Here is a 19,102-nt window from a genome sequence, read left to right on the forward strand (position 1 = left end):
TTCAGACCTTTTGGGGAGGAGATGATGAGAGCCCATCGTCGATCACACGGCCGTCTTCCATGCGGATGATGCGATCGGCGAAGGAGAAAATGCGGTCGTCATGGGTGACAACCAGAACCGCGCGCTTGGGATCGTCGGCGGCCTCATCCAGGAGTGCCATGACCGCCTGTCCAGAAGCGGCATCAAGTGCGGCTGTTGGTTCATCGCACACCACAAGGGCGGGATTATGTGCCAGAGCGCGGGCGATGGCGACGCGCTGTTGCTGACCGCCTGACAATTGACGGGGGAATTTGGCCAGATGTGGACCAAGCCCCAGATGCGTCAGGACACGACCAGATTGGTTTAGCGCATCTTCCCAGGCAACCCCGTCTGCAATCAGCGGAATGGCGGCATTTTCGGCCACGCTGAGCGTTGGAATGAGGTTATATTGCTGGAAGATAAAGCCGATCTTGCGGCGGCGGAAGCGCACCAGATCATCCGTTCTGAGCCGGTCGAGACGCTCATTCATCACCGTCACAGTGCCAGAGGTAGCTGACAACGTCCCCGACAGGATCGACAGGACTGTGGTCTTGCCGCAACCCGATGGGCCAACCAACATGGTCATTTTGCCATAGTCGATCCCCATGGAAATGCCATGGAGGACGCGAACCACGTCATTCCCGCTGGGAAACTCCTTGATTACCTGATCAATGATGGCGGCTTGGGAGGAAGTGGGAGTCATGGTCTAGCCCCTGAAAACGACGGCCGGATCAAGTTTGAGGACTTTGCGGACGCTGACATAGGCCGAGCCCACCACAATCAGCATGACCAGGACGGCGGAGCCGAAAACAATCTCGCCCAAGGCTTTGAACCCGCGCAGGCTGGGGTCTGCTTGGCCGAAATACAAGAAAGCCGCCGTGCCCCCGATACCAATGCCATAGCCGATGAAGCCGACCAGCAAGGCTTGGCTCAAAACCATGAGGAGGATTTGCTGATTGGTGACGCCAATCGCCTTGAGCGCGCCAAAATTCTTCAGATTCTCGGCCACGAACATGGCCAGCGTCAAAGCGGTAATCACCACAGCCACCAGAATGCCCAGTCCGATGGCAGCACCAAACGAAATCGGAATGCCGGTGTTTTCAACGATGAATTGCGTGCCTGCGGCGGCAAATTGCTGTCGGGTTAGGGCTTTGAGCCCGGTGACCTCGGTAATATGGCGCGCGAGTTGTTCAGGCTCCACACCGGGTTTTGCACCGACCAGCACGAAAGACAATTTGTTGCGTTCCGGCGGAGTGATGGCGATGGCATCAGTATATTTCATGTAAAGCGTTGGTAGACCGCTGAAATTGGCCAAAGCTGTGGTGAGACCGGAAATCACCACCCGATTATCATTGATCTCAACCACTTCCCCGATCGGATTACGGCCATCAGCCCAGATCAGATTGATCTTGTTGGCATCCAAAATGGCGGCATTGCGGCCACGGATCGCCGCCATGCTATTGGCCAGATTGTCTTCTGGCAGACCGACCATCGACTGATTATCGACGCCCACCAAAGTGATAGCAGCGATATTGCCTTGGCTTGTTTTCACCGTCGCGGTGGAGCGTGCATACGGCACCGCCCACGCCACGCCATCGACTGATCGGACACGATACAGACTTTGGTCGCTCATCGGCTGACCCTGGTCCGGCTGCTTCACCCGTGGGTCCATGACCCAGACCTGTGCCTGACGCACGTCAAGAACCGGATTGGCACCCCAGGTCAACAAGCCAACAAAGATCGAAGCTTGTTGGCTCATCAGCAAGGTGGAAAAGCCGATGCCGAACACCAAGCCGAAATATTTGACTGGATCGCCCATCAACATCTTAAGCGCAATCGCGACCATACCAAGCATGGTCGGCGCATCATTGTGTGAACTTGGCGGTACTTTCCCGCTCATCATGGATTTCCTGGTGGCTGGCGACCGGAACAAACAGGCGGTCATAAGGGGACTGGAAATTTATATACCGAACTGTTAAGTTCAGTAAAAACACCTTACTTAACTGAACGGTTCAGTATGTCAATAGCGGATGAGACAGAAAATCTACCGAACGGTATGAATGCGCAGCGCCCTTCAGGTCGCTTGGGTCGTCCGGTTGATCCCGCCAAAGAGGCCAAAATCCTCGAAGCGGCACGTTCGGCCTTTCTTGAACATCCCTATGACCGGATCAGCATGGACGCTTTGGCCTCCCGTGCTGGTGTGTCCAAGGTCACTTTATACGCCAAATACAAGTCAAAGGATCAGTTGTTCGTTGCAGCCATGAGTGTGGGCTGCAACCAGATTTATGAGCGGGCGATGCTGGAAGCCGAGGCGGGCAAGCCCCTGGCTGAAACCCTGTTGCGCCTGGGTGTTGATTTCGTCACCATGATGCTGGAGCCTGAGATTTCAGCCCTTCATGGTGTGATGATGCAGGCTTTGGCGACGCGACCAGAATTGCCGCGCGCTTTTTTCGAGCGTGTTGTCCATCGGTCGACACAAATCTTGGCAGATGCCCTCGCTTTGGCCAACAAGCGGGGCGAAATTGCCTGCGATGACCACTATCGGGCAGCGGTACAGTTTATCGCCATGGTTCAAGGTGAGTTTCGCTACAAACAAGAGTTAGGGATTGCGAGCGGCGTTGATGAGGCCGAGCTCACGACGTTTGTGGCCTCCTGTGTCCAAGTTTTCCTGCGCGGCTATGCCAAAACGCCGCGCTGAGAAAGCACGTCGAACTTAACCGGCATTTCACGCTTGATCACTATAAACGAAGGAAGTGGCCGAGGAACATCCCGTGTCGAACCCTTGCTTGAAATGCCCAACCCAACAAAGCTGTTGTCGCGAACTGCATGGCCTTAAGGTCAATGAGGACGAATTCTCGCGCTTGTTTGCCGGCAAAAGCGACCATCTGACCGTGGTGAAAAAAGGCAAGCTCTATGAGCTATCGTCGCATGGCAAAGGGCCATGTCCGAATTGGGATGGGCACTGCCAAGCCTATGGTACCCGCCCGATGGATTGTGATCTGTATCCCTATACCATCGGCAATGTGTTTGAGGGCAAAGGCGAGGTTTACGCCACCTACCACAGCCGCACCGAATGCCCACTTTCAGACGAACTCTTAGGCCCACGTGAAAAGGCCGAAGCCCTGATCTATAATTTTCTCAAGGCGACCTATGGCGAGACGGCCAAAGTCACGGTGCGCTATGACGAAGGGGCAGCCCGTGTCTATCATCTTGCACGACGCGCCATGGCCAAGGCCCAGCGCGTTTTGACGGGCGATGGATCACAGTAGAACCGCGCGGCGCGCTGTCCTCAAGTCGACAGAACGCGACCGGCAATCGCCGACAATTTCGCCACCAACTCCCGATCGCGCGCCTCTGGGGCGGTGATCAAGGCATAGTCTAGGCACGTATCAATGGGCGAAGCGGGCCGAGGAAGGTTCTTCAAACGCCGCGCCATTTCAGCCACCAATGTCTTGGCCTTGGTCGAATTGGCATGCATGACTTCCAAAATGGCTGACACTTCTACCGCGGCATGATCCTCATTCCAGCAATCATAATCGGTGACCATACACACTGCCGCATAAGGCAATTCGGCTTCACGGGCGAGCTTGGCTTCTGGCATATTGGTCATGCCGATCACCGAACACCCCCAGGATCGATAGAGATTACTCTCAGCCAAAGTCGAAAACTGCGGCCCCTCCATCACCAGATAGGTCCCGCCTTCGGTGACATCGGCCCCTGCCTTACGTGCCGCTTCGGCTGCAAGCCCTGCCAAGCGCGGACAGATCGGATGGGCGACCGAGACATGGGCCACCAGGCCCGTGCCGAAAAAGCTTTTGGCACGCGCAAAAGTTCGATCAATATATTGGTCGACCACAACAAAATGACCGGGTGGCAATTCCTCTTTAAGCGATCCCACCGCAGAAATTGACAAAATGTCGGTCACCCCTGCCCGTTTGAGGACATCAATATTGGCCCGGCTATTGAGGTCGGAAGGTGAAATCCGGTGCCCGCGGCCATGCCGGGGCAGGAAGACAACGCGCTGGCCATCAAGCTCGGCATCGAACACCTGATCGGAGGGCTCACCCCATGGGCTGTCGATCGTGCGCCACTGCCCTGTCAGGCCCGGAATGTCGTACAGACCCGAGCCACCAATGACCCCAAGCACCCATTCTGACACGTTCTCATCCTTCCTTGCGCCAGCGCACAATATCCTTGCGGCACGCTTCTAATGTGGCCAAGCGCCGCTGCATGAGGGCATTTGGATTTTTTGAGCTTGCCAATTCGCGCTGCCCTTGGCGGGCAAAAGCATCATAGTCAGCGCGGAAACGCGGTTCACCCCGCACGGTCGAGGCCGCCAGCACCATGGGCTGCATCGCATCGCTCAAGGCCATGATTTCGCGCGCCACATTGACAACTTGGGCAGGCGCACCGGGGCGACTGGCCTGGATCCGGGTGATCGCCCCCATGAAGTCCGCCGTACCATAGCATTGCACCAAGCGCGTATAATCGGTTGCCACGTTGAAATTAGGGGCAATCTGGCGGGCAATCTCTTCCTTGCTGAGCGGTCCGGCGGGCATCTCGGGGACAGCGGGTCCTGCAGCGGGCGGGACAATACTGGTCATATCCGGGGCCAATGGTGCCGCGGGTGCGGTGGGATCCACGACCGGGGGAAGCTCGAAGCGCTTAGTCTCTAAAGGCGCGTAAAGCGGTGTGTCGGCTGGCTTGCGCCCCAGATTTACCGTCACTTCCGGCATAGCAGGTGTTGTCACCTCAGCAGGCGCGGGAACTTGGGCAGGATCAGGCGTCACAGTCTGGCTTTGGGCCCAACCAGCAGGCCCTGATGCCAAGGCCGCCACCGCGACCAGAGAGGCAATGCGTTTCATCAGTCCATCACATAGCGGATCGGCAGATTTTTAAGACCACCGACAAAATTAGCTTCTGAGAGCTTGGGTTCGCCTGCAAATTCGACCGATTTGAGGCGAGCCAGCAATTCTTCCCAGAAGATACGCATTTCAAGCTTGGCCAAATGCTGACCCAAGCACAAATGTGCGCCATAACCAAAAGCCAAATGCTTGTTGGGCGACCGGTCGATGCGGAAAGCATATGGGTCGTCAAACACCTCTTCATCACGATTGCCAGAGGGATAGGACAGCATAAGCCAGTCACCCTTTCTGATCGTCTGGCCGCGCAATTGATAGTCCGCCGTGGCTGAGCGCATAAAGTGGCGCACCGGGGTTGCCCAGCGGATCGATTCATCGACCAAGCCTGCGATCAAGCTGGGATCCTTTTTGACCAAGGCAAATTGTTCAGGATTGGCAATGAGACCATACATGCCCGCAGCGGTTGATGATGAGGTTGTGTCATGGCCGGCGGTAGCTACGATCGTGTAATAGCTCACGGCTTCAAACGCCCCGATCGGCTCGCCGTCGAGCTTGGCATTGGCGATCACGGTGGCGACATCCTCGGTGGGATTGGCGCGGCGGGCCTCGGTGATCTGATTAAAATACATGAAGAAGTCCATCAGGACAGCCTGAATGTCGGCCAAGGCCTTTTGCTCGTCCTGCAATTCCCCGCCTGAACGGTTCATCTCAGGATCCTGCGCGCCAAACAATTCCTGCGTGAGCTTGAGCATGCGTGGCTCATCGACTTCAGGCACACCCAAAATTTCCATAATGACGCGGAGCGGGAAATAGAGCGCGATATCATTGAGGAAGTCGCATTGGCCACCCATGTCAGCCATGCGGTCGACATACATGCGGGCGATTTTGCGGATTTGATCCTCAAGTTTGCGCAAGTTTTGCGGCATGAACCAAGCTTGGGTCATCATGCGGTATTTGGGATGGTCGGGTGCATCCATCTGCACCAAGGTGCGGATCAAATGGGGCGAGCCACCTGTTTGCTTGCGGACCTTGGCATCAACTGTTTTGGTGGTCAGGGTCGTGGGCAATTCGCCGCTGAGAAACAGTTCATTCTGCCGGCTGATCTCAAGAATATCAGCGTGTTTGGAGACAAACCAAAACGGCGCGAAATCGTCCATCTGGGTCTTGGCCAGCGGGTAGTCCGCCCGGATCCGCGCAAATGTTGCATCCATATAGGACTGATCCGCATAGGTCTTTGGACTGACAACCGCGCGGGCAAGGTCGTCTGGTAGGATCGGATCGTGCGACATGGCTCATGCTCCCTGACGTCCGGTACAGGCCGGACCGCTTTTGTCAGCACGATGTGACTGCCCTCCCCTCAAGGGTCAAGGGCACAGGCCGACAAAAAGATGTCACAACCCGTATCGCTCCGACCTGCTTAACTGGGTTCGCGGGGCAGAGAATTGACGACACGTACGCCCCCCGTCTCAATCGACACGACATAGCGCGTACCAAAGACTTCACACACTTTGTCGTCGCCCAAAGTGCATTGCCCGCTGGCGACCTTGGCACCCTTGAGGCGATAGTCGAAATAGACGGTGTTTGCGAAGGAATTGCGGAGGACAACGTCGAGGGGTTCGGCTGGCATCAGATCACCCGGCCCCAATTCATACGGGGTTGGGGGAATGGGTGCGAGGCCTTGCAAGCGACCGCCATAAATGGTGCGACCGAGCCGCACGTCTTCAGTCACATAACCGGCGTCGAAATTCCCATCATCATTGAGGTCACGGAAGCATTGCGCGCGCCGCACGCCCTGATCAGGCTGCATGGGCGTACAGAAGGCCACACCATTATCAACTTGAACTTGAAACAAGACCGTGCCGGTGGGGACAGATTGAGGATAGCTGCCACGCCGCGGAATGGTGTCGACTTTAAGACGGGCGGTCTTGTCGGTGGTCACGTCAAAACGCGCGAACACATTGCCATTCTTGACAAATTCCCCCGGCTGACTGGAGCTAATCGGCTTAGCTTGAAATCTGAAGTCAATGTCGGGCATCCGCAAGAGCTTGCCTGCTTGGGCTCGCTCATTCCGGGTTGGGGCTGGATCTGCCATGACAGAGGTCGACACCAAACTCGCGGCCGCAACCACCACAGCCATCCACGTCAAATCATGCAATTTAGACATCAAGTATCTCCCCAGAGGCCTGCCAGAGGCCGCGCAGGCCTGCCAATATCGGCTGAGGGTGCCGACTGGCTCTCGCACCGTCTCGCCTCACCCACGGCTCATGTGTCGCATTTCGACCAACAACGCCACTTACAATGATGTAAGATTGCGACTGCTTGGTGGGCAGAAGTTTAGCTGGCGATCACACGTGTGATTGGCCAGACGGCGATGGCAAGCCCGATAATCACTTCAATCGCGACCGATCGAACCACATGGCTGTGTTGGGTATGAGAATCCAAGCTGAAAGAAAGATAACGGCCAAGTGCGGTGAACAGCCAACCTGCAGCCAAGATCGCACAGGCCGCAACACCAACCGGCTCCCGCCAAAGTGCCAAACAGATCAAGGCTGACAGGTGCAAACCAAGGAACATACCGCCAAAGGTGGCTCGGAATTCTGAATAGCCTTCAGGCTGGCCATTTTCTGGCTGCAATCGAACTAGCCGGCCCGCCCAAGTTGGATCGAACATGCCCTTAATCCCCAGACCAACACCAAACGCCAATGTTCCAGCGGAAATAAAGTAGATGATGTCATCCATCGGTCGGCCTCGAAATAAGCGGGGTCAAAACATGTCTGACTATGATATAGGGTCCATTGGTAAAAATTCCTCCAACCCAGGTGCAGATGATGGCGGAAAAACTTCTCGATTTGACACCCTACCCAGCAGTTCTGGCATTCGTGGACGGGATTTCTCCGGTGGCCCGTCAGGATGAAGCCAAACAATTGGTGGCAATGTTTGCACGCGCCAGTGGGCAAGCGCCGCATATGTATGGCAGTGCGATCATTGGCTTTGGCACATATCACTACCGCTATGACAGCGGTCGCGAGGGAGAAGCACCGCGTGTTGCCTTTTCACCGCGCAAGGCCAAGCTGGTGCTCTATCTGCATCTCGAACGCACGGGGGCCGATCAGCTCTTGGCCAAACTCGGCAAACACAGCACCGGCAAGGGCTGCCTTTACATCAACAAATTGTCCGACATTGATCTGGCAGTACTGGAAGACATCGTCGCTTTGAGCTTTCAGACCATGGCCCAAGCCTATCCGATGTGAGTCAGCCCGCCCATATAGGGGATCAACACGTCTGGCACTTTGATCGTGCCGTCTTCTTGCTGATAATTTTCTAGCACAGCCACCAAGGTGCGGCCCACAGCAAGGCCCGAACCATTGAGTGTGTGGACAAAGCGGGTTGCCTTCTCGCCCTTTGGGCGGGTACGGGCATCCATGCGTCGGGCTTGGAAATCCCCACAATTTGAACAGGATGAAATCTCCCGATAGGCTCCTGCCCCGTCATTCTGGCCCGGAAGCCAAACTTCCAGATCATAGGTGCGCCGGGCGGCAAAACCCATGTCGCCAGCGCACAGCAGCATCCGCCGATAGGGCAGTTTCAATGCTTCAAGTATGCCTTCTGCGCAGGTGGTCATGCGCTCATGCTCAGCATCAGAGGTTTCCGGTGTGGTGATCGAAACCAGTTCAACTTTCCAGAACTGATGCTGCCGGATCATGCCACGCGTGTCGCGACCGGCACTGCCGGCTTCTGAGCGGAAGCAGGGTGACAAGGCCGTCATGCGGATGGGCAAATGTTCATCATCGAGGATTTGCTCGCGCACCAGATTGGTCAGCGACACTTCTGAGGTTGGGATCAGATAGCGCCCGTCAGTGGTCTTGAACAAATCCTCTTCAAATTTCGGCAGGTTGCTGGTGCCGAACAAAGCATGGTCACGCACCAGAACGGGAGCATTGGTCTCCACATAGCCGTTTTGCCCGGTATGCTGGTCTAGCATGAATTGGCCGAGAGCCCGTTCCAGCCGGGCCAATTGGCCGCGCAGAACGACAAAGCGCGCGCCAGACATGCGGGCGGCCCCTTCAAAATCCATCCCGCCCAAAGCTTCACCCAAGGCGACATGATCCTTGGGCTGGAAGGAAAATTGCGGCAAGGCACCCCACGTCTTAATGGTCACATTGCCGGTCTCATCTTCACCGTCCGGGACGGCTGCATCAGGCAGATTTGGCAAAGCGTGTATAATGCGGTCCAGCGCAGCTTGGGCAGCAGCCTCTGCTTGGCCAGCCTGTTCGATCATGGCCTTGGCGTCGGCGACTTCGGCCATAAGGCGGTTTGCCTCCGCGTCATTCTTCTGTGCCTTGGCAATGCCGATGGCTTTGGAGGCGGCATTGCGCTGCGCCTCAGCCTCCATCCGACGCGTCATGGCTGCGCGCAATTGGTTATCAATATCCAACAAAGCCGGGGTCTGGGCGTCTAGACCACGGCGTGCCCAATTGGCATCAAAATGAGCGGGATTGTCGCGAAGGGCTTTAAGGTCGTGCATGATGGGGCTCTGAAACTGATCGGGTCCTCTTAGCGTGGGTTGAGCCGACCTGAAAGACGCCGGACGCAGGCCTCGACAAAGCCGACGCTGGGTTCTATCTGCCCGCCATGTTTCTCATTCTCGCCACCGGACCGCGCGCCGCCATCGAAGGCGCTTCCAAACTACTTGACGCCATTGGCGGCTTTGGGGCTGTCGGCTGGTGGGAGCTTGAGCGACGTCAGTTCAAACTTGAAGCCTATGCTTATACACTCGAAGGCGCGCAAGCCGGGGTGGGGGCCATCGCGCTGGCCGATCCGGAATTGGACGCCCGCATTGCCCCATTGGAAGATGCCGATTGGGTGAAAATGTCGCTCGACGGCCTGCCGCCTGTGCCAGTTGGTCGCTTCCGGGTTGTGGGCAGCCATGATGCTGGCAAAGTAGGCAATGGCAGCATCGAAATCGTGATTGATGCCGGCGAGGCGTTCGGCACGGGACATCATGGAACAACCTCGGGCTGTCTACTTGGTCTTGATCGGTTGCTGACACGGGGTGTGCGCCCGACCCGGGTGCTGGATGTGGGTACGGGCTCTGCCATTCTCGCGATCGGGGCGGCCAAAACTGGCAGTCGTGTGGTGGTCGGCACTGAAATCGACCCACGCGCCAATTACATCGCAGGCCTCAATGCAAAGCTAAACCGGGTGCGGCCTGCGGTGCGCACCTATGTTGCCAATGGCGTCCGGCGCGCCTTGATCCGCTCGCAAGGCCCGTATGATCTGGTGTTTGCCAATATTTTGATGCGGCCCTTGGTGCGCTTGTCTGCCGACCTCGCCAGCGTGGTCAAGCCCGGAGGGCGGATCATTCTTTCGGGCCTTTTGACCCATCAAGAACCCGCCATCCGACGTGCCTACAGCCAGCGCGGGCTCGTACTTGAACATCGCTATCGGAAAGAAAACTGGTCAACCCTGACCTATGTCCGACCACGTCGGGCCGCTCTATAGGTTTGGCCCGGATCAGGCTTTACGGGCCAGATCGTCATAACTGGTTTCGGTGAGACTTGTCAGGAACTCTGTCAGCATCTCGTGAAACTCTGACGCCTGCATATGCGGCCGGTTTGGGTTAGGGAAGCGATATTCCCAAAAGCTGGTGATATGGTTCATCACACCCATGCTGTGGCCAAGCTCGATAAACAAGCGCGGGGCTTCCAGCAAGAATTTGCGGAAAGCAGAGGCATTGCCATGCTCAACCAGATCATTGAAGGCATCATCATAAAGGCCCAAAATCGCCACACAGTTGCGGGCTGCTTTTTGGATCGCCTTTTTCAACCGAACCTTTAGCGACTTGATATTGGCGTCGAGGGTCTTGTCGAGTGCCCCTTCAAGGCTGACGCGATCAATGGAGACCGCCAGAACCTGCATCTTGCTCATGCTCGAGCGGAATTGCCATTTGAAATACAGAAAGCCTTTCCAACTGAAGATGCTGTCTTCAAACTGCTCGCCATCCAGACCCAAGGTAATGCGCAGCGGATCGAGACGAGATTCTGTATCCTTGGTCAGAATGGCATCAACCATCCGCATAATGCTGGCACTCATCTGATTGCCAGGGCCTGCGAACGCCAAAGTGATCAGCTGTCGGATTTGTTCGGCCGCAAAGGTGCGCATCTTGGCAATGTCGGCAGTCGACATGGCGAAATAGCAGTCTGCAGGGTCATAATCATGTCGGCTCAAGGTTTCCTTGAGCAAAAACGGATCGAGCGACGGCAAGCGCGACATCAGCCATAATAATTGCAGGTCTCGCTCGAGATAGCGATGCTCGCCCCCCAGCATATCGATCAAAGTCTGACGGTAACCCGATTGCCCAATCATGATGGACTGGCCACCTGTGCGCAGGGTTGTGCTGTCGAATGGGAAGATAATCTTGGTGGCCACCGGACTGGAACGTGGCATCAAATAGGTCTCGTCCGGCCGCAGCCGATGCTTGACGAAAATCGCCCGGTTCAGCATCGGGTCTTGGAAAAATGGCTTGTCCTGATACTCGTCTTCTTCGTGACAATCCTGCCAAACCTTATAGAGATTCAGCACACGGCTCGTCGATGCTGTCCTATATAGAGCTTCCAGACTACGAAGACCGCGCATGTTTTCCTCAAGACCATCTCAATATCGAAGTACGTTCTCGCACAACCTGTCCGATACCTGAGCACGTGGGTCGCAGGGTTAACCCAAGTGGTGCAAACAAATTGTGAATCGGGGTGCAGCTTGCCTTGCGCAACCTCAGTATGAGCTTTAGCTTGAAAGCATGTTCCAGACCTATGACGTGCGCGGTGGCGCAGACCAAGGCCGCAAGGCCCTTCCCCTCATCCGGGCTCAATTGGCCCAATTGGGCCTCGATGGCCTGTTTGTTCCCCATGAGGACGAATGGCAGAATGAATATCTGCCCGATTGCACCGAGCGGCTGGCTTGGGCCACCGGCTTTACTGGGTCAGCAGGTGCGGCCATCATCCTGAAAGACAAGGCTTATCTGTTTTCAGATGGCCGCTACACCCAGCAGGCCTTGAGCCAAACCGCACCCGAATTGTTCGAGCAACGCGATTTGGTCGATCAAGGTCCAGCAGTCTGGTTAAAGGCTGAAGCCCCTGCCGGTGCGAAGATTGGCTATGATCCCCGTCTGGTGCCCCCCGATGTGCTGGCACGCCTGAAGGAGTCGGCAACCCAAGCCGGGGTGGAATTGGTTGCCTTGGACGCCAACCCGATTGACCAAGCCTGGACTGACCGCCCTGCGGAACCTACCGCCGAAATCGTGCCCCATCCGGAGACCTTCTCGGGTGAAAGCAGTGCTTCCAAACGCTCTCGCATCGGGGAAAAACTGGCGCGGGACGGACTGGACATCAGTGTGCTGACTGCCCCTGCTGCTTTGGCCTGGCTGTTCAATATCCGCGGTAAAGACGTGACCCGCACGCCGCTGGCACTTGGCAGTGCTTTATTGTCTCAGGACGGCACCGCCCAATTGTTTGTCAAACCTGAAAAAGTCACGCCAGACCTGCGCGGATTCTTGGGGAATGAAGTCTCCATTCGGGCGGAGAGCGAATTTGTGGATGCCTTGCGCGAAACCAGCGGCAAGCGTGTCTTGGTCGATCCCAGTCTGTCATCAGCCCATGTGTTTGACGTTCTGCATGGGGCAGGTGCGCAGGTCGTGCGCGGTCAAGACCCGACCATTGTGCCACGCGCCCTCAAAAATCCGGTCGAGATAGCCGGTGCCAAGCGCGCCCATGCCCGCGACGGGGTGGCTCTGGCCAATTTCTTGTGCTGGTTCGACCGGGAAGCACCCAAGGGCAAGCTCACGGAAATCGACATTTGCAAGGCTATTGAAGGCTTCCGCATCGCCACCGGCGCTTTGCAGGACTTATCGTTTGACTCAATCTCCGGGGCTGGTCCGAATGGGGCGTTCCCGCATTACCGGGTGACGGTGGAGAGCAACCGTCCTGTGGATCAGGATAGTTTGTTCCTGTTGGATTCAGGCGGACAATATCTCGACGGCACCACCGATGTGACCCGCACAATTGCCGTGGGTAATCCAAGTCCGGAAATGAAGGACCGCTTCACCCGCGTGCTTAAAGGCCACATCGCTTTGTCGCGCGTGCGCTTTCCCAAGGGCACCACGGGCTCAGCCCTTGATATTCTGGCACGCTTAAGCCTGTGGGAAGCAGGCTTTGATTATGACCACGGGACCGGCCATGGCGTAGGTTCTTATTTGGGCGTGCATGAAGGCCCGCACCGGATCGCCAAAGTCCCCAATCAGGTCGCCATGGAACCCGGCATGATCGTTTCAAACGAGCCGGGCTATTATAAGATTGACGGCTACGGCATCCGCACGGAAAACTTGCAATTTGTTACCCCAGCCAGCCCGATCCCGGGCGGTGAACGGCCCATGCTGGGTTTTGAGACACTGACCCTCGCCCCCATTGATCGCCGTCTGATTTTGCCCGATCTGCTGAGTCCAGCCGAGCGCGACTGGCTCAATGCCTATCACGCCCGTGTTTTGGCCGAGATTGGGCCGCGCGTGGAGGGAGATGTGCGCATCTGGCTGGAAGCTGCCACTGCGCCGATTTAAGTTGGCGTGACTGATCTGGCATTGACCTCGCCAGCGGGTTGACCCATCACAGAAGGGTGAGCCGATCCCTTGCCCCCTTCGCCTATGTCTCGTTCGCCCGCTATTGGTGTGCGCGTGTGTTCTGGACCTTGGGCACGCAGATCCAGATTACGGCCATGGGCTGGCAAGTCTATGACATTGCCCGCGCCCGTGGCGACAGCATCGAAGAAGGTGCTTTCTTGCTGGGTCTGATTGGGCTTGCCCAATTCCTGCCGCTCCTGATCCTCTCCTTGATCGGCGGCCAGGCAGCAGACAGGTTTGACCGGCGCATGATCATTCTGGCTGGGATTGCCCTCAAAGTTGCCATTGCTGGCGGGCTTGTGGTGGCCTCAGGCTTTGATGGTCACACCATGATCGCAGCCATTTTCGCTGTTGCCATGCTGACCGGCATGCTCAATGCCTTTTTGCCGGCGGCAAGCTCTGCCATGGTCTCCAATCTGGTGCCACGCGATGTGCTGCCCCAAGCCATCGCGCTTATGTCTTTAAGCTTTCAGGGCGGCTCAATTCTCGGCCCGGCTTTGGGTGGTGTGCTCTATCATTTCGGTCCCTCAATACCCTATAGCACCGCACTTGGCTTGTTCATCTGCGGCTGGCTTCTGGCCTTTCTGACCAAGGCCCCGCCGCAGGAAAAAGTTGAAAGCGGCCGCACATTTGAAATGATCAAGCAGGGCCTGATTTATGTGCGCGACAATAAGATCGTGCTGGGGGCGCTCAGCCTTGATCTGGCTGTGGTGCTCTTAGCGGGGGCCACCGCCCTTCTGCCAGTCTTTGCCCGTGACATTCTCCACGCCGGACCCACCGCTTTGGGTATTTTGCGGTCAGCCAGTGCGGTCGGGGCGGGGATCGTGTCGATCCTGCTCGCCATCCGCCCAATTGAACGCCATGTCGGGCGCTGGATGTTTGGGGCGGTGATCGTGTTTGGCTTGGCGACTTTGGGGTTTGGACTGTCGACCACATTGTGGCTGTCGGTGGCCTGCCTTGCGATTGCGGGCGCTGCTGACATGATATCGGTCTATGTGCGCTCGTCGCTGGTGCAATTGGCAACCCCAGATGCGATGCGCGGGCGGGTTTCTGCGATTTCCTATGTCTTCATCTCAGCCTCCAACGAGATGGGGGAGTTTCAATCCGGCGTGGCCGCCCGCCTGCTTGGCCCGGTCGCAGCCGTTGTGCTGGGTGGGATTGGGGCGATTGGCATTGCGTGGGCCTGGATGGGCTTGTTCAAACCCCTGGCCGCCGCCGACCGGTTTGAAGATGCAGCGCCAGAGAATCAGGGCTCGACCAAAAGCGAATGATCAGGCTAGTGTCCGCCAAACCATAAAGTGGGAGCATGACCATGGGCGTTTTGGACGGAAAAGTCATTTTGATCACAGGCGGCGGTAACGGCATCGGGCGGGAGTGTGCGCTTCAGGCCGCAGCTGCCGGTGCCAAAGTCGTGGTCAATGATCTTGGCGGGTCTGTTTCTGGCGGTGATGAAGGCTCGGTCGGCCCGGCACAGGCCGTGGTCGACGAAATCCGCGCCGCGGGTGGACAGGCGGTGGCCAATTCGGACTCAGTGACTGATTTCAAGGCCGTCCAAGGCATGGTTGAGCAAGCCAAAGATATGTTTGGCGGTCTGCATGCCATCATCAATCCAGCCGGTATCTTGCGCGATGGCATGTTCCACAAGATGAGCGAAGCTGATTGGGACGCGGTGATCGATGTGCATTTGCGCGGCGCGTACAATGTCACCCGCGCCAGCGTTGAATTGTTCCGCGAGCAGCAGGACGGAGCCTATGTGCTGTTCACCTCCACCTCGGGCATCATCGGCAATATTGGACAAGCCAATTATGCTGCTGCCAAAATGGGCGTAGCGGGCCTGTCGCGCATCATCGCAATGGAAGGTGCCCTCAAGAATGTCCGCTCCAACGTGATCGCGCCCTTTGCGTGGACGCGCATGATCGCCACCATCCCGGTCAAGGACGAGGCCAGCGCCCAACGTGTTGAGCGGATTCGCACCCGCATGCGCGCCGACCAAGTCGCGACCTTCGCGGTCAGCTTGTGTTCAGCTTCAGCCAGCCATGTAACGGGGCAGATTTTTGGCGTGCGCGGCAATGAAGTGGTGGTGTTTGATCAGCCACGGCCTGTACGCTCAGTCTCGAGGATTGACGGATGGACACCCGAAACACTGATCGAACATGGTTTGCCCGCGCTGGCGGGGGGCTTTATGGGGCTGGAGGCAACTGCTGGCGTCTTCACGTGGGACCCAGTCTGATCCGGCCTGTTCAAGCCTTTCTGCTCAGCCTGATCGTCCTGCTTTTCGGCGAGATGTTCGCCGGTGGCGGGACGGCGCTTGCCCATGGCAATCATCAGCACACCAAAGGTGCGCCCGCCCCGGTTTTGGTGCTGCAGGGGGAGTTTGTGGTCCATGAATTGGGGGGGCGGCCTTTGCCGCAATCGGCAAGCCAACGGCGCCCCAGCTTGATCTTTCAAGACCCTGATGGGCTGACGGGCTATCTGGGCTGTAACCAAGTCAGTGCGCATGTGGTTCGCGGCCGAGGTGAGGAAGCCCGCTTTGGCCAGATTGTGACCACAAAAATGGCGTGCGCCGGTCCGGGCTTTGCGCGTGAACGCCAAATGCTGGTCGCGCTGCAAGGCACGCGCAAAATCACCAAATTCGGCCCAGAAATTCGCTTGCTCTCTGCAAGTGGCCGCGTGCTGGCCCGTCTATCGGCCATCGGCCCGCGCGGGGAAACCGGTCCTGGCCTCTATGGCAAGACATGGACCTTAATCCGCCTCAATGGTCGCTCATTGGATTCAGCGACAGAACGCCCACAAATCCGGTTCGAGGCGGGTCAAATCAATGGCTCAACCGGTTGCAACAGCTTTTCGGGTCGCCATGAGCGCATTGGCGGCGTATCGCGCTTCCTCAATCTCATCCAGACCGAGCGGGCATGCGTTGCCACACTGGGCGACCCAATGGCGCTGGAAGCCGAATTTGTGCGTGCATTGAGCCAAAGTGACCAGATCATATTGGAAGGCGGCCATTTGACCATTAAGGCCAGTGGCGGCTCAGAAACTCTGGTCTTCGAGGCTGGCCGATGAGACCCCACTGCGACCACTAGAGCCGAAACGCGGATTTAGAGATGCCAAGGCGGGGTGCGTCCGCCAAACTTCTTCACCAGGAAATCTGAAAAGACTTCAAGCCTTTTGGGCTTGCCCCGGCCCGGTGGGCTGAGCAAGTGCAAGGTCAGTTCGGGCGAGCGCCAATCCTGTAGCACCGCCTCAAGCCGTCCGGCGCGAATGTCATCATTGACCAAGAAATCAGGAAGATAGGCCACGCCAAGGCCTGCGCGCAGGGTCGGCATCTCAATCTCGCTGCCATTGATGGTGATTGGCCCTTGCACGCGCACCCGCAATTCCCGGCCATCTTCGGCCAGATAGCGCCATTGGGAATGGTTGGGAGTATTGGTGTAGCGAAAGCAACAATGCATGGCCAAATCTTCCGGCCGACGTGGCCGCCCACGCGCTTCCCAATAGGCAGGTGCAGCAACCGTCATCAGTCGAACCGGAGCGAGCTTACGAGCCAACAGGCTGGAATCGGGCATGGTGCCGATCCTTATGGCAAGGTCAAAATTGTCCGCGACCATATCAACCGTGCGCTCGTCTATGCACAGCTCAAGGCTGATTTCGGGATAAGCGCGAATGAACTCTGGCAAAAGGTCTGCCAACCACCGCCGAGAAAATGCTTGCGGGGCGGCAATCTTCAAGTTTCCGCGAGGAACGGACCGGCTCTCACGGGCTTCATCGGCCAGGGCTTCTGCTTCTTCCATAATGCGCTGAGCGCGCAAATAGGCGCTTTGGCCCGCCTCTGTCAGGGTGAACAGGCGGGTGGTTCTGGCAAACAGATTGACCCCAAGACTCTGTTCTAACTCATTTATTTGTTTGGAGACCGTCGCCTTAGACAGCGCCAGATCGCGTGCAGCGGCTGTCACACTGGCTCGCTCCGCCACTTTGGCAAAGGTGCGTAACAGGTCGAGATTCACGATCATGACTTGCCCTTATGATATTGCACAAAATTGCGAAACAATGGGTTTCGTTTCTCCCTAGTATTCGAACAATTTAATCTCGTCCATATAGTTCGCCATGACAACAAGCCCGAGGGGCCGGCGATAACGGCCCCCGGAACAGGAAAGGTCTCCTCCCATGACGACAGTCGCCATCATTTATCATTCCGGCTATGGCCATACCGCTGTTGTAGCCGAACATATTGCCAAAGGCGTGACAGAAGCCGGTGGCAATGCTGTGCTGCTCAAGCTGGAATCAGCCAGCCAAGATTTTACCGAAACCCTCGAGGCTGCCAGCCGTGCGGACGCCATCATCTTTGGGGCACCGACCTATATGGGCGACATCTCCTCCCCCCTGCGGGCTTTCTTTGAAGCCACCTCGAAAATCTGGTTCACATTGGGCTGGAAAGACAAAGTGGCAGGCGGTTTCACCAATTCGCTTAGCTTTGCCGGTGACAAAGCCCATTCATTGAACTCCATCCTGACCTTGGCGATGCAGCATGGCATGATCTGGGTTGGAACTGGCTTGGCGCCCGGTGCCCATAGCAACAGCGACGCTGCCCCTGACGTGGTCAACCGTTTGGGCTATTATATCGGGGTGGCAACCCAGTCCGATAACGCCGCCCCTGACATCACCCCACCTGCTGGTGACCGCGAATTTGCCCGTTTGTACGGCGCACGCATCACCGACATCACCCGCAAATTGAAAGGCTAAACCATGATTGAGAAACGCGACTTCAACAGCTTAGGCCGGTTCAAAAACAGCTGGCTCAACGCACGACACCATTTCTCCTTCGGCCATTATCATGACCCCAAGCGCACCCAATGGGGCACGATCCGGGTGTGGAATGATGATGAAATTGCGCCGGGGACAGGCTTTGATCCCCATGGCCATGCCGACATGGAAATCATCACCTATGTCCGCGAAGGCGCAATCACGCACAAAGACAGCCTGGGCAATGTCGGCCGGACCGAGGCCGGTGACGTGCAGGTGATGAGTGCGGGTACCGGCATCACCCATGCTGAATACAATATGGAAAGCGAGACCACCAAGCTTTACCAAATCTGGATCCTGCCTGAGAGCGGTGGAATTGCCCCATCCTGGGGTGCGGCTAAATTCCCCAAGGATGACAGATCAGGCCAGTTCGTGACCTTGGCTTCAGGCTATCCAGAAGATGACGGGGCGTTGCCGATCCGCCAGAAGGCCCGTGTCTTGGGTGCGACGCTGAAGGCGGGCGAAACCGTCAGCTATGATCTGGCCAGCGGCCGCCACGCCTATTTGGCCGCGGCCAAAGGTGTGGTCGAACTCAATGGCATCGATCTTTATGAGCGCGATGCAGCAGCCATCAAAGATGAACCCACCTTGACCATCAAGGCGGTGGTAGACGCCGAGCTTGTGCTGGTTGATGCGCCCTAACGGGTGATAGTGGGTCTGTCTATTGTCATCCCGGATCGGCTTCGCCGTCCGGGATGACAGTGCATTGTACAATCAAACTTGGGGCCGCTTTCTTGGGCTACGACCCGGCGTTCGC

At 57.1% G+C, this 19,102-nt stretch carries 20 protein-coding genes; 10 read left to right on the plus strand and 10 right to left on the minus strand.

What is annotated here, in order from left to right; all coding sequences use genetic code 11:
- Position 1 precedes the first annotated feature (1 nt).
- Complete coding sequence (locus tag PbB2_RS06360) at positions 2-721, minus strand: ABC transporter ATP-binding protein (RefSeq protein ID WP_108984475.1); 720 nt, start codon at positions 719-721, stop codon at positions 2-4.
- A 3-nt stretch (positions 722-724) separates the two neighbouring features.
- A complete protein-coding gene (locus tag PbB2_RS06365; protein WP_192576204.1) occupies positions 725-1,918 on the minus strand; it encodes an ABC transporter permease in 1,194 nt (397 codons plus the stop codon).
- A 156-nt stretch (positions 1,919-2,074) separates the two neighbouring features.
- On the opposite strand from PbB2_RS06365, the gene PbB2_RS06370 reads away from it, so the two are divergent.
- Together PbB2_RS06370 and PbB2_RS06375 are read left to right on the plus strand one after the other, a co-directional pair.
- Positions 2,075-2,716, plus strand: a complete 642-nt coding sequence (locus PbB2_RS06370; RefSeq protein WP_238164891.1) for a TetR/AcrR family transcriptional regulator — start codon at positions 2,075-2,077, stop codon at positions 2,714-2,716.
- Between the two features lie 73 nt (positions 2,717-2,789).
- Positions 2,790-3,287, plus strand: coding sequence for a CxxCxxCC domain-containing protein (locus PbB2_RS06375; protein ID WP_133245743.1), 498 nt, complete (start codon positions 2,790-2,792; stop codon positions 3,285-3,287).
- A 20-nt stretch (positions 3,288-3,307) separates the two neighbouring features.
- Here PbB2_RS06375 and PbB2_RS06380 read toward each other — a convergent pair whose 3' ends face one another.
- The 5 genes from PbB2_RS06380 to PbB2_RS06400 all read right to left on the minus strand — a co-directional run bounded on the left by PbB2_RS06380 (position 3,308) and on the right by PbB2_RS06400 (position 7,619).
- A complete protein-coding gene (locus tag PbB2_RS06380; RefSeq protein WP_108984479.1) occupies positions 3,308-4,177 on the minus strand; it encodes an S-methyl-5'-thioadenosine phosphorylase in 870 nt (289 codons plus the stop codon).
- Positions 4,178-4,181: 4 nt separating this feature from the next.
- Positions 4,182-4,883 carry a hypothetical protein gene (locus PbB2_RS06385; RefSeq protein WP_108984480.1) on the minus strand — a complete coding sequence of 234 codons (702 nt, stop codon included), beginning with the start codon at positions 4,881-4,883 and terminating at the stop codon, positions 4,182-4,184.
- Positions 4,883-6,169 (minus strand): cytochrome P450, encoded by a 1,287-nt coding sequence (locus tag PbB2_RS06390; RefSeq protein WP_108984481.1) that lies wholly within the window; start codon positions 6,167-6,169, stop codon positions 4,883-4,885. Before PbB2_RS06390 ends, PbB2_RS06385 begins: the two co-directional genes overlap by 1 nt.
- A 128-nt stretch (positions 6,170-6,297) precedes the next feature.
- Positions 6,298-7,044: a hypothetical protein gene (locus PbB2_RS06395; protein WP_133245744.1), complete on the minus strand. Its 747-nt coding sequence runs from the start codon at positions 7,042-7,044 to the stop codon at positions 6,298-6,300.
- A 170-nt stretch (positions 7,045-7,214) separates the two neighbouring features.
- Positions 7,215-7,619: a DUF4345 family protein gene (locus PbB2_RS06400; protein WP_108984483.1), complete on the minus strand. Its 405-nt coding sequence runs from the start codon at positions 7,617-7,619 to the stop codon at positions 7,215-7,217.
- An 89-nt stretch (positions 7,620-7,708) separates the two neighbouring features.
- Between PbB2_RS06400 and PbB2_RS06405 the strand changes: the two genes are divergently transcribed.
- Positions 7,709-8,131 carry a DUF1801 domain-containing protein gene (locus PbB2_RS06405; RefSeq protein WP_108984631.1) on the plus strand — a complete coding sequence of 141 codons (423 nt, stop codon included), beginning with the start codon at positions 7,709-7,711 and terminating at the stop codon, positions 8,129-8,131.
- Here PbB2_RS06405 and serS read toward each other — a convergent pair.
- Positions 8,119-9,405, minus strand: a complete 1,287-nt coding sequence (gene serS / locus PbB2_RS06410) for a serine--tRNA ligase (protein WP_108984484.1) — start codon at positions 9,403-9,405, stop codon at positions 8,119-8,121. The genes PbB2_RS06405 and serS overlap by 13 nt on opposite strands.
- 107 nt (positions 9,406-9,512) lie before the next feature.
- On the opposite strand from serS, the gene PbB2_RS06415 reads away from it, so the two are divergent.
- Positions 9,513-10,382, plus strand: a complete 870-nt coding sequence (locus PbB2_RS06415; RefSeq protein ID WP_108984485.1) for a 50S ribosomal protein L11 methyltransferase — start codon at positions 9,513-9,515, stop codon at positions 10,380-10,382.
- A 12-nt stretch (positions 10,383-10,394) separates the two neighbouring features.
- Here the strand turns inward: PbB2_RS06415 and PbB2_RS06420 are convergent, their stop codons facing one another.
- Entirely contained in the window at positions 10,395-11,516 is a 1,122-nt protein-coding gene (locus tag PbB2_RS06420; protein WP_133245745.1) for a hypothetical protein, read from the minus strand.
- Positions 11,517-11,676: 160 nt separating this feature from the next.
- Here PbB2_RS06420 and PbB2_RS06425 point away from each other — a divergent pair, with 160 nt between their 5' ends.
- From PbB2_RS06425 to PbB2_RS06440, 4 genes are read left to right on the plus strand one after another with little or no spacing between them, the layout of a single operon-like run.
- A complete protein-coding gene (locus tag PbB2_RS06425) occupies positions 11,677-13,488 on the plus strand; it encodes an aminopeptidase P family protein (protein ID WP_108984487.1) in 1,812 nt (603 codons plus the stop codon).
- Between the two features lie 56 nt (positions 13,489-13,544).
- The gene (locus PbB2_RS06430; protein WP_108984488.1) at positions 13,545-14,819 is read left to right on the plus strand and encodes an MFS transporter; all 1,275 of its coding nucleotides are present in this window, start codon (positions 13,545-13,547) and stop codon (positions 14,817-14,819) included.
- 41 nt (positions 14,820-14,860) lie between these two features.
- Positions 14,861-15,778: an SDR family NAD(P)-dependent oxidoreductase gene (locus PbB2_RS06435; RefSeq protein ID WP_108984632.1), complete on the plus strand. Its 918-nt coding sequence runs from the start codon at positions 14,861-14,863 to the stop codon at positions 15,776-15,778.
- Complete coding sequence (locus PbB2_RS06440; protein ID WP_192576205.1) at positions 15,763-16,608, plus strand: META domain-containing protein; 846 nt, start codon at positions 15,763-15,765, stop codon at positions 16,606-16,608. The genes PbB2_RS06435 and PbB2_RS06440 overlap by 16 nt, the downstream gene beginning before the upstream one ends.
- Before the next feature lie 35 nt (positions 16,609-16,643).
- Here PbB2_RS06440 and PbB2_RS06445 read toward each other — a convergent pair whose 3' ends face one another.
- On the minus strand, positions 16,644-17,555 hold the full coding sequence (locus tag PbB2_RS06445; protein WP_108984490.1) for a LysR family transcriptional regulator: 912 nt from the start codon (positions 17,553-17,555) through the stop codon (positions 16,644-16,646).
- Positions 17,556-17,709: 154 nt separating this feature from the next.
- Here PbB2_RS06445 and PbB2_RS06450 point away from each other — a divergent pair, with 154 nt between their 5' ends.
- Both PbB2_RS06450 and PbB2_RS06455 read left to right on the plus strand, forming a co-directional pair.
- On the plus strand, positions 17,710-18,285 hold the full coding sequence (locus PbB2_RS06450; protein WP_108984491.1) for a flavodoxin family protein: 576 nt from the start codon (positions 17,710-17,712) through the stop codon (positions 18,283-18,285).
- A gap of 3 nt (positions 18,286-18,288) precedes the next feature.
- Positions 18,289-18,987, plus strand: coding sequence for a pirin family protein (locus tag PbB2_RS06455; protein ID WP_108984492.1), 699 nt, complete (start codon positions 18,289-18,291; stop codon positions 18,985-18,987).
- Positions 18,988-19,102 lie beyond the last annotated feature (115 nt).

The organism is Candidatus Phycosocius bacilliformis (genome assembly GCF_003112735.1).
Taxonomy (GTDB): Bacteria; Pseudomonadota; Alphaproteobacteria; order Caulobacterales; family Aquidulcibacteraceae; genus Aquidulcibacter; species Aquidulcibacter bacilliformis.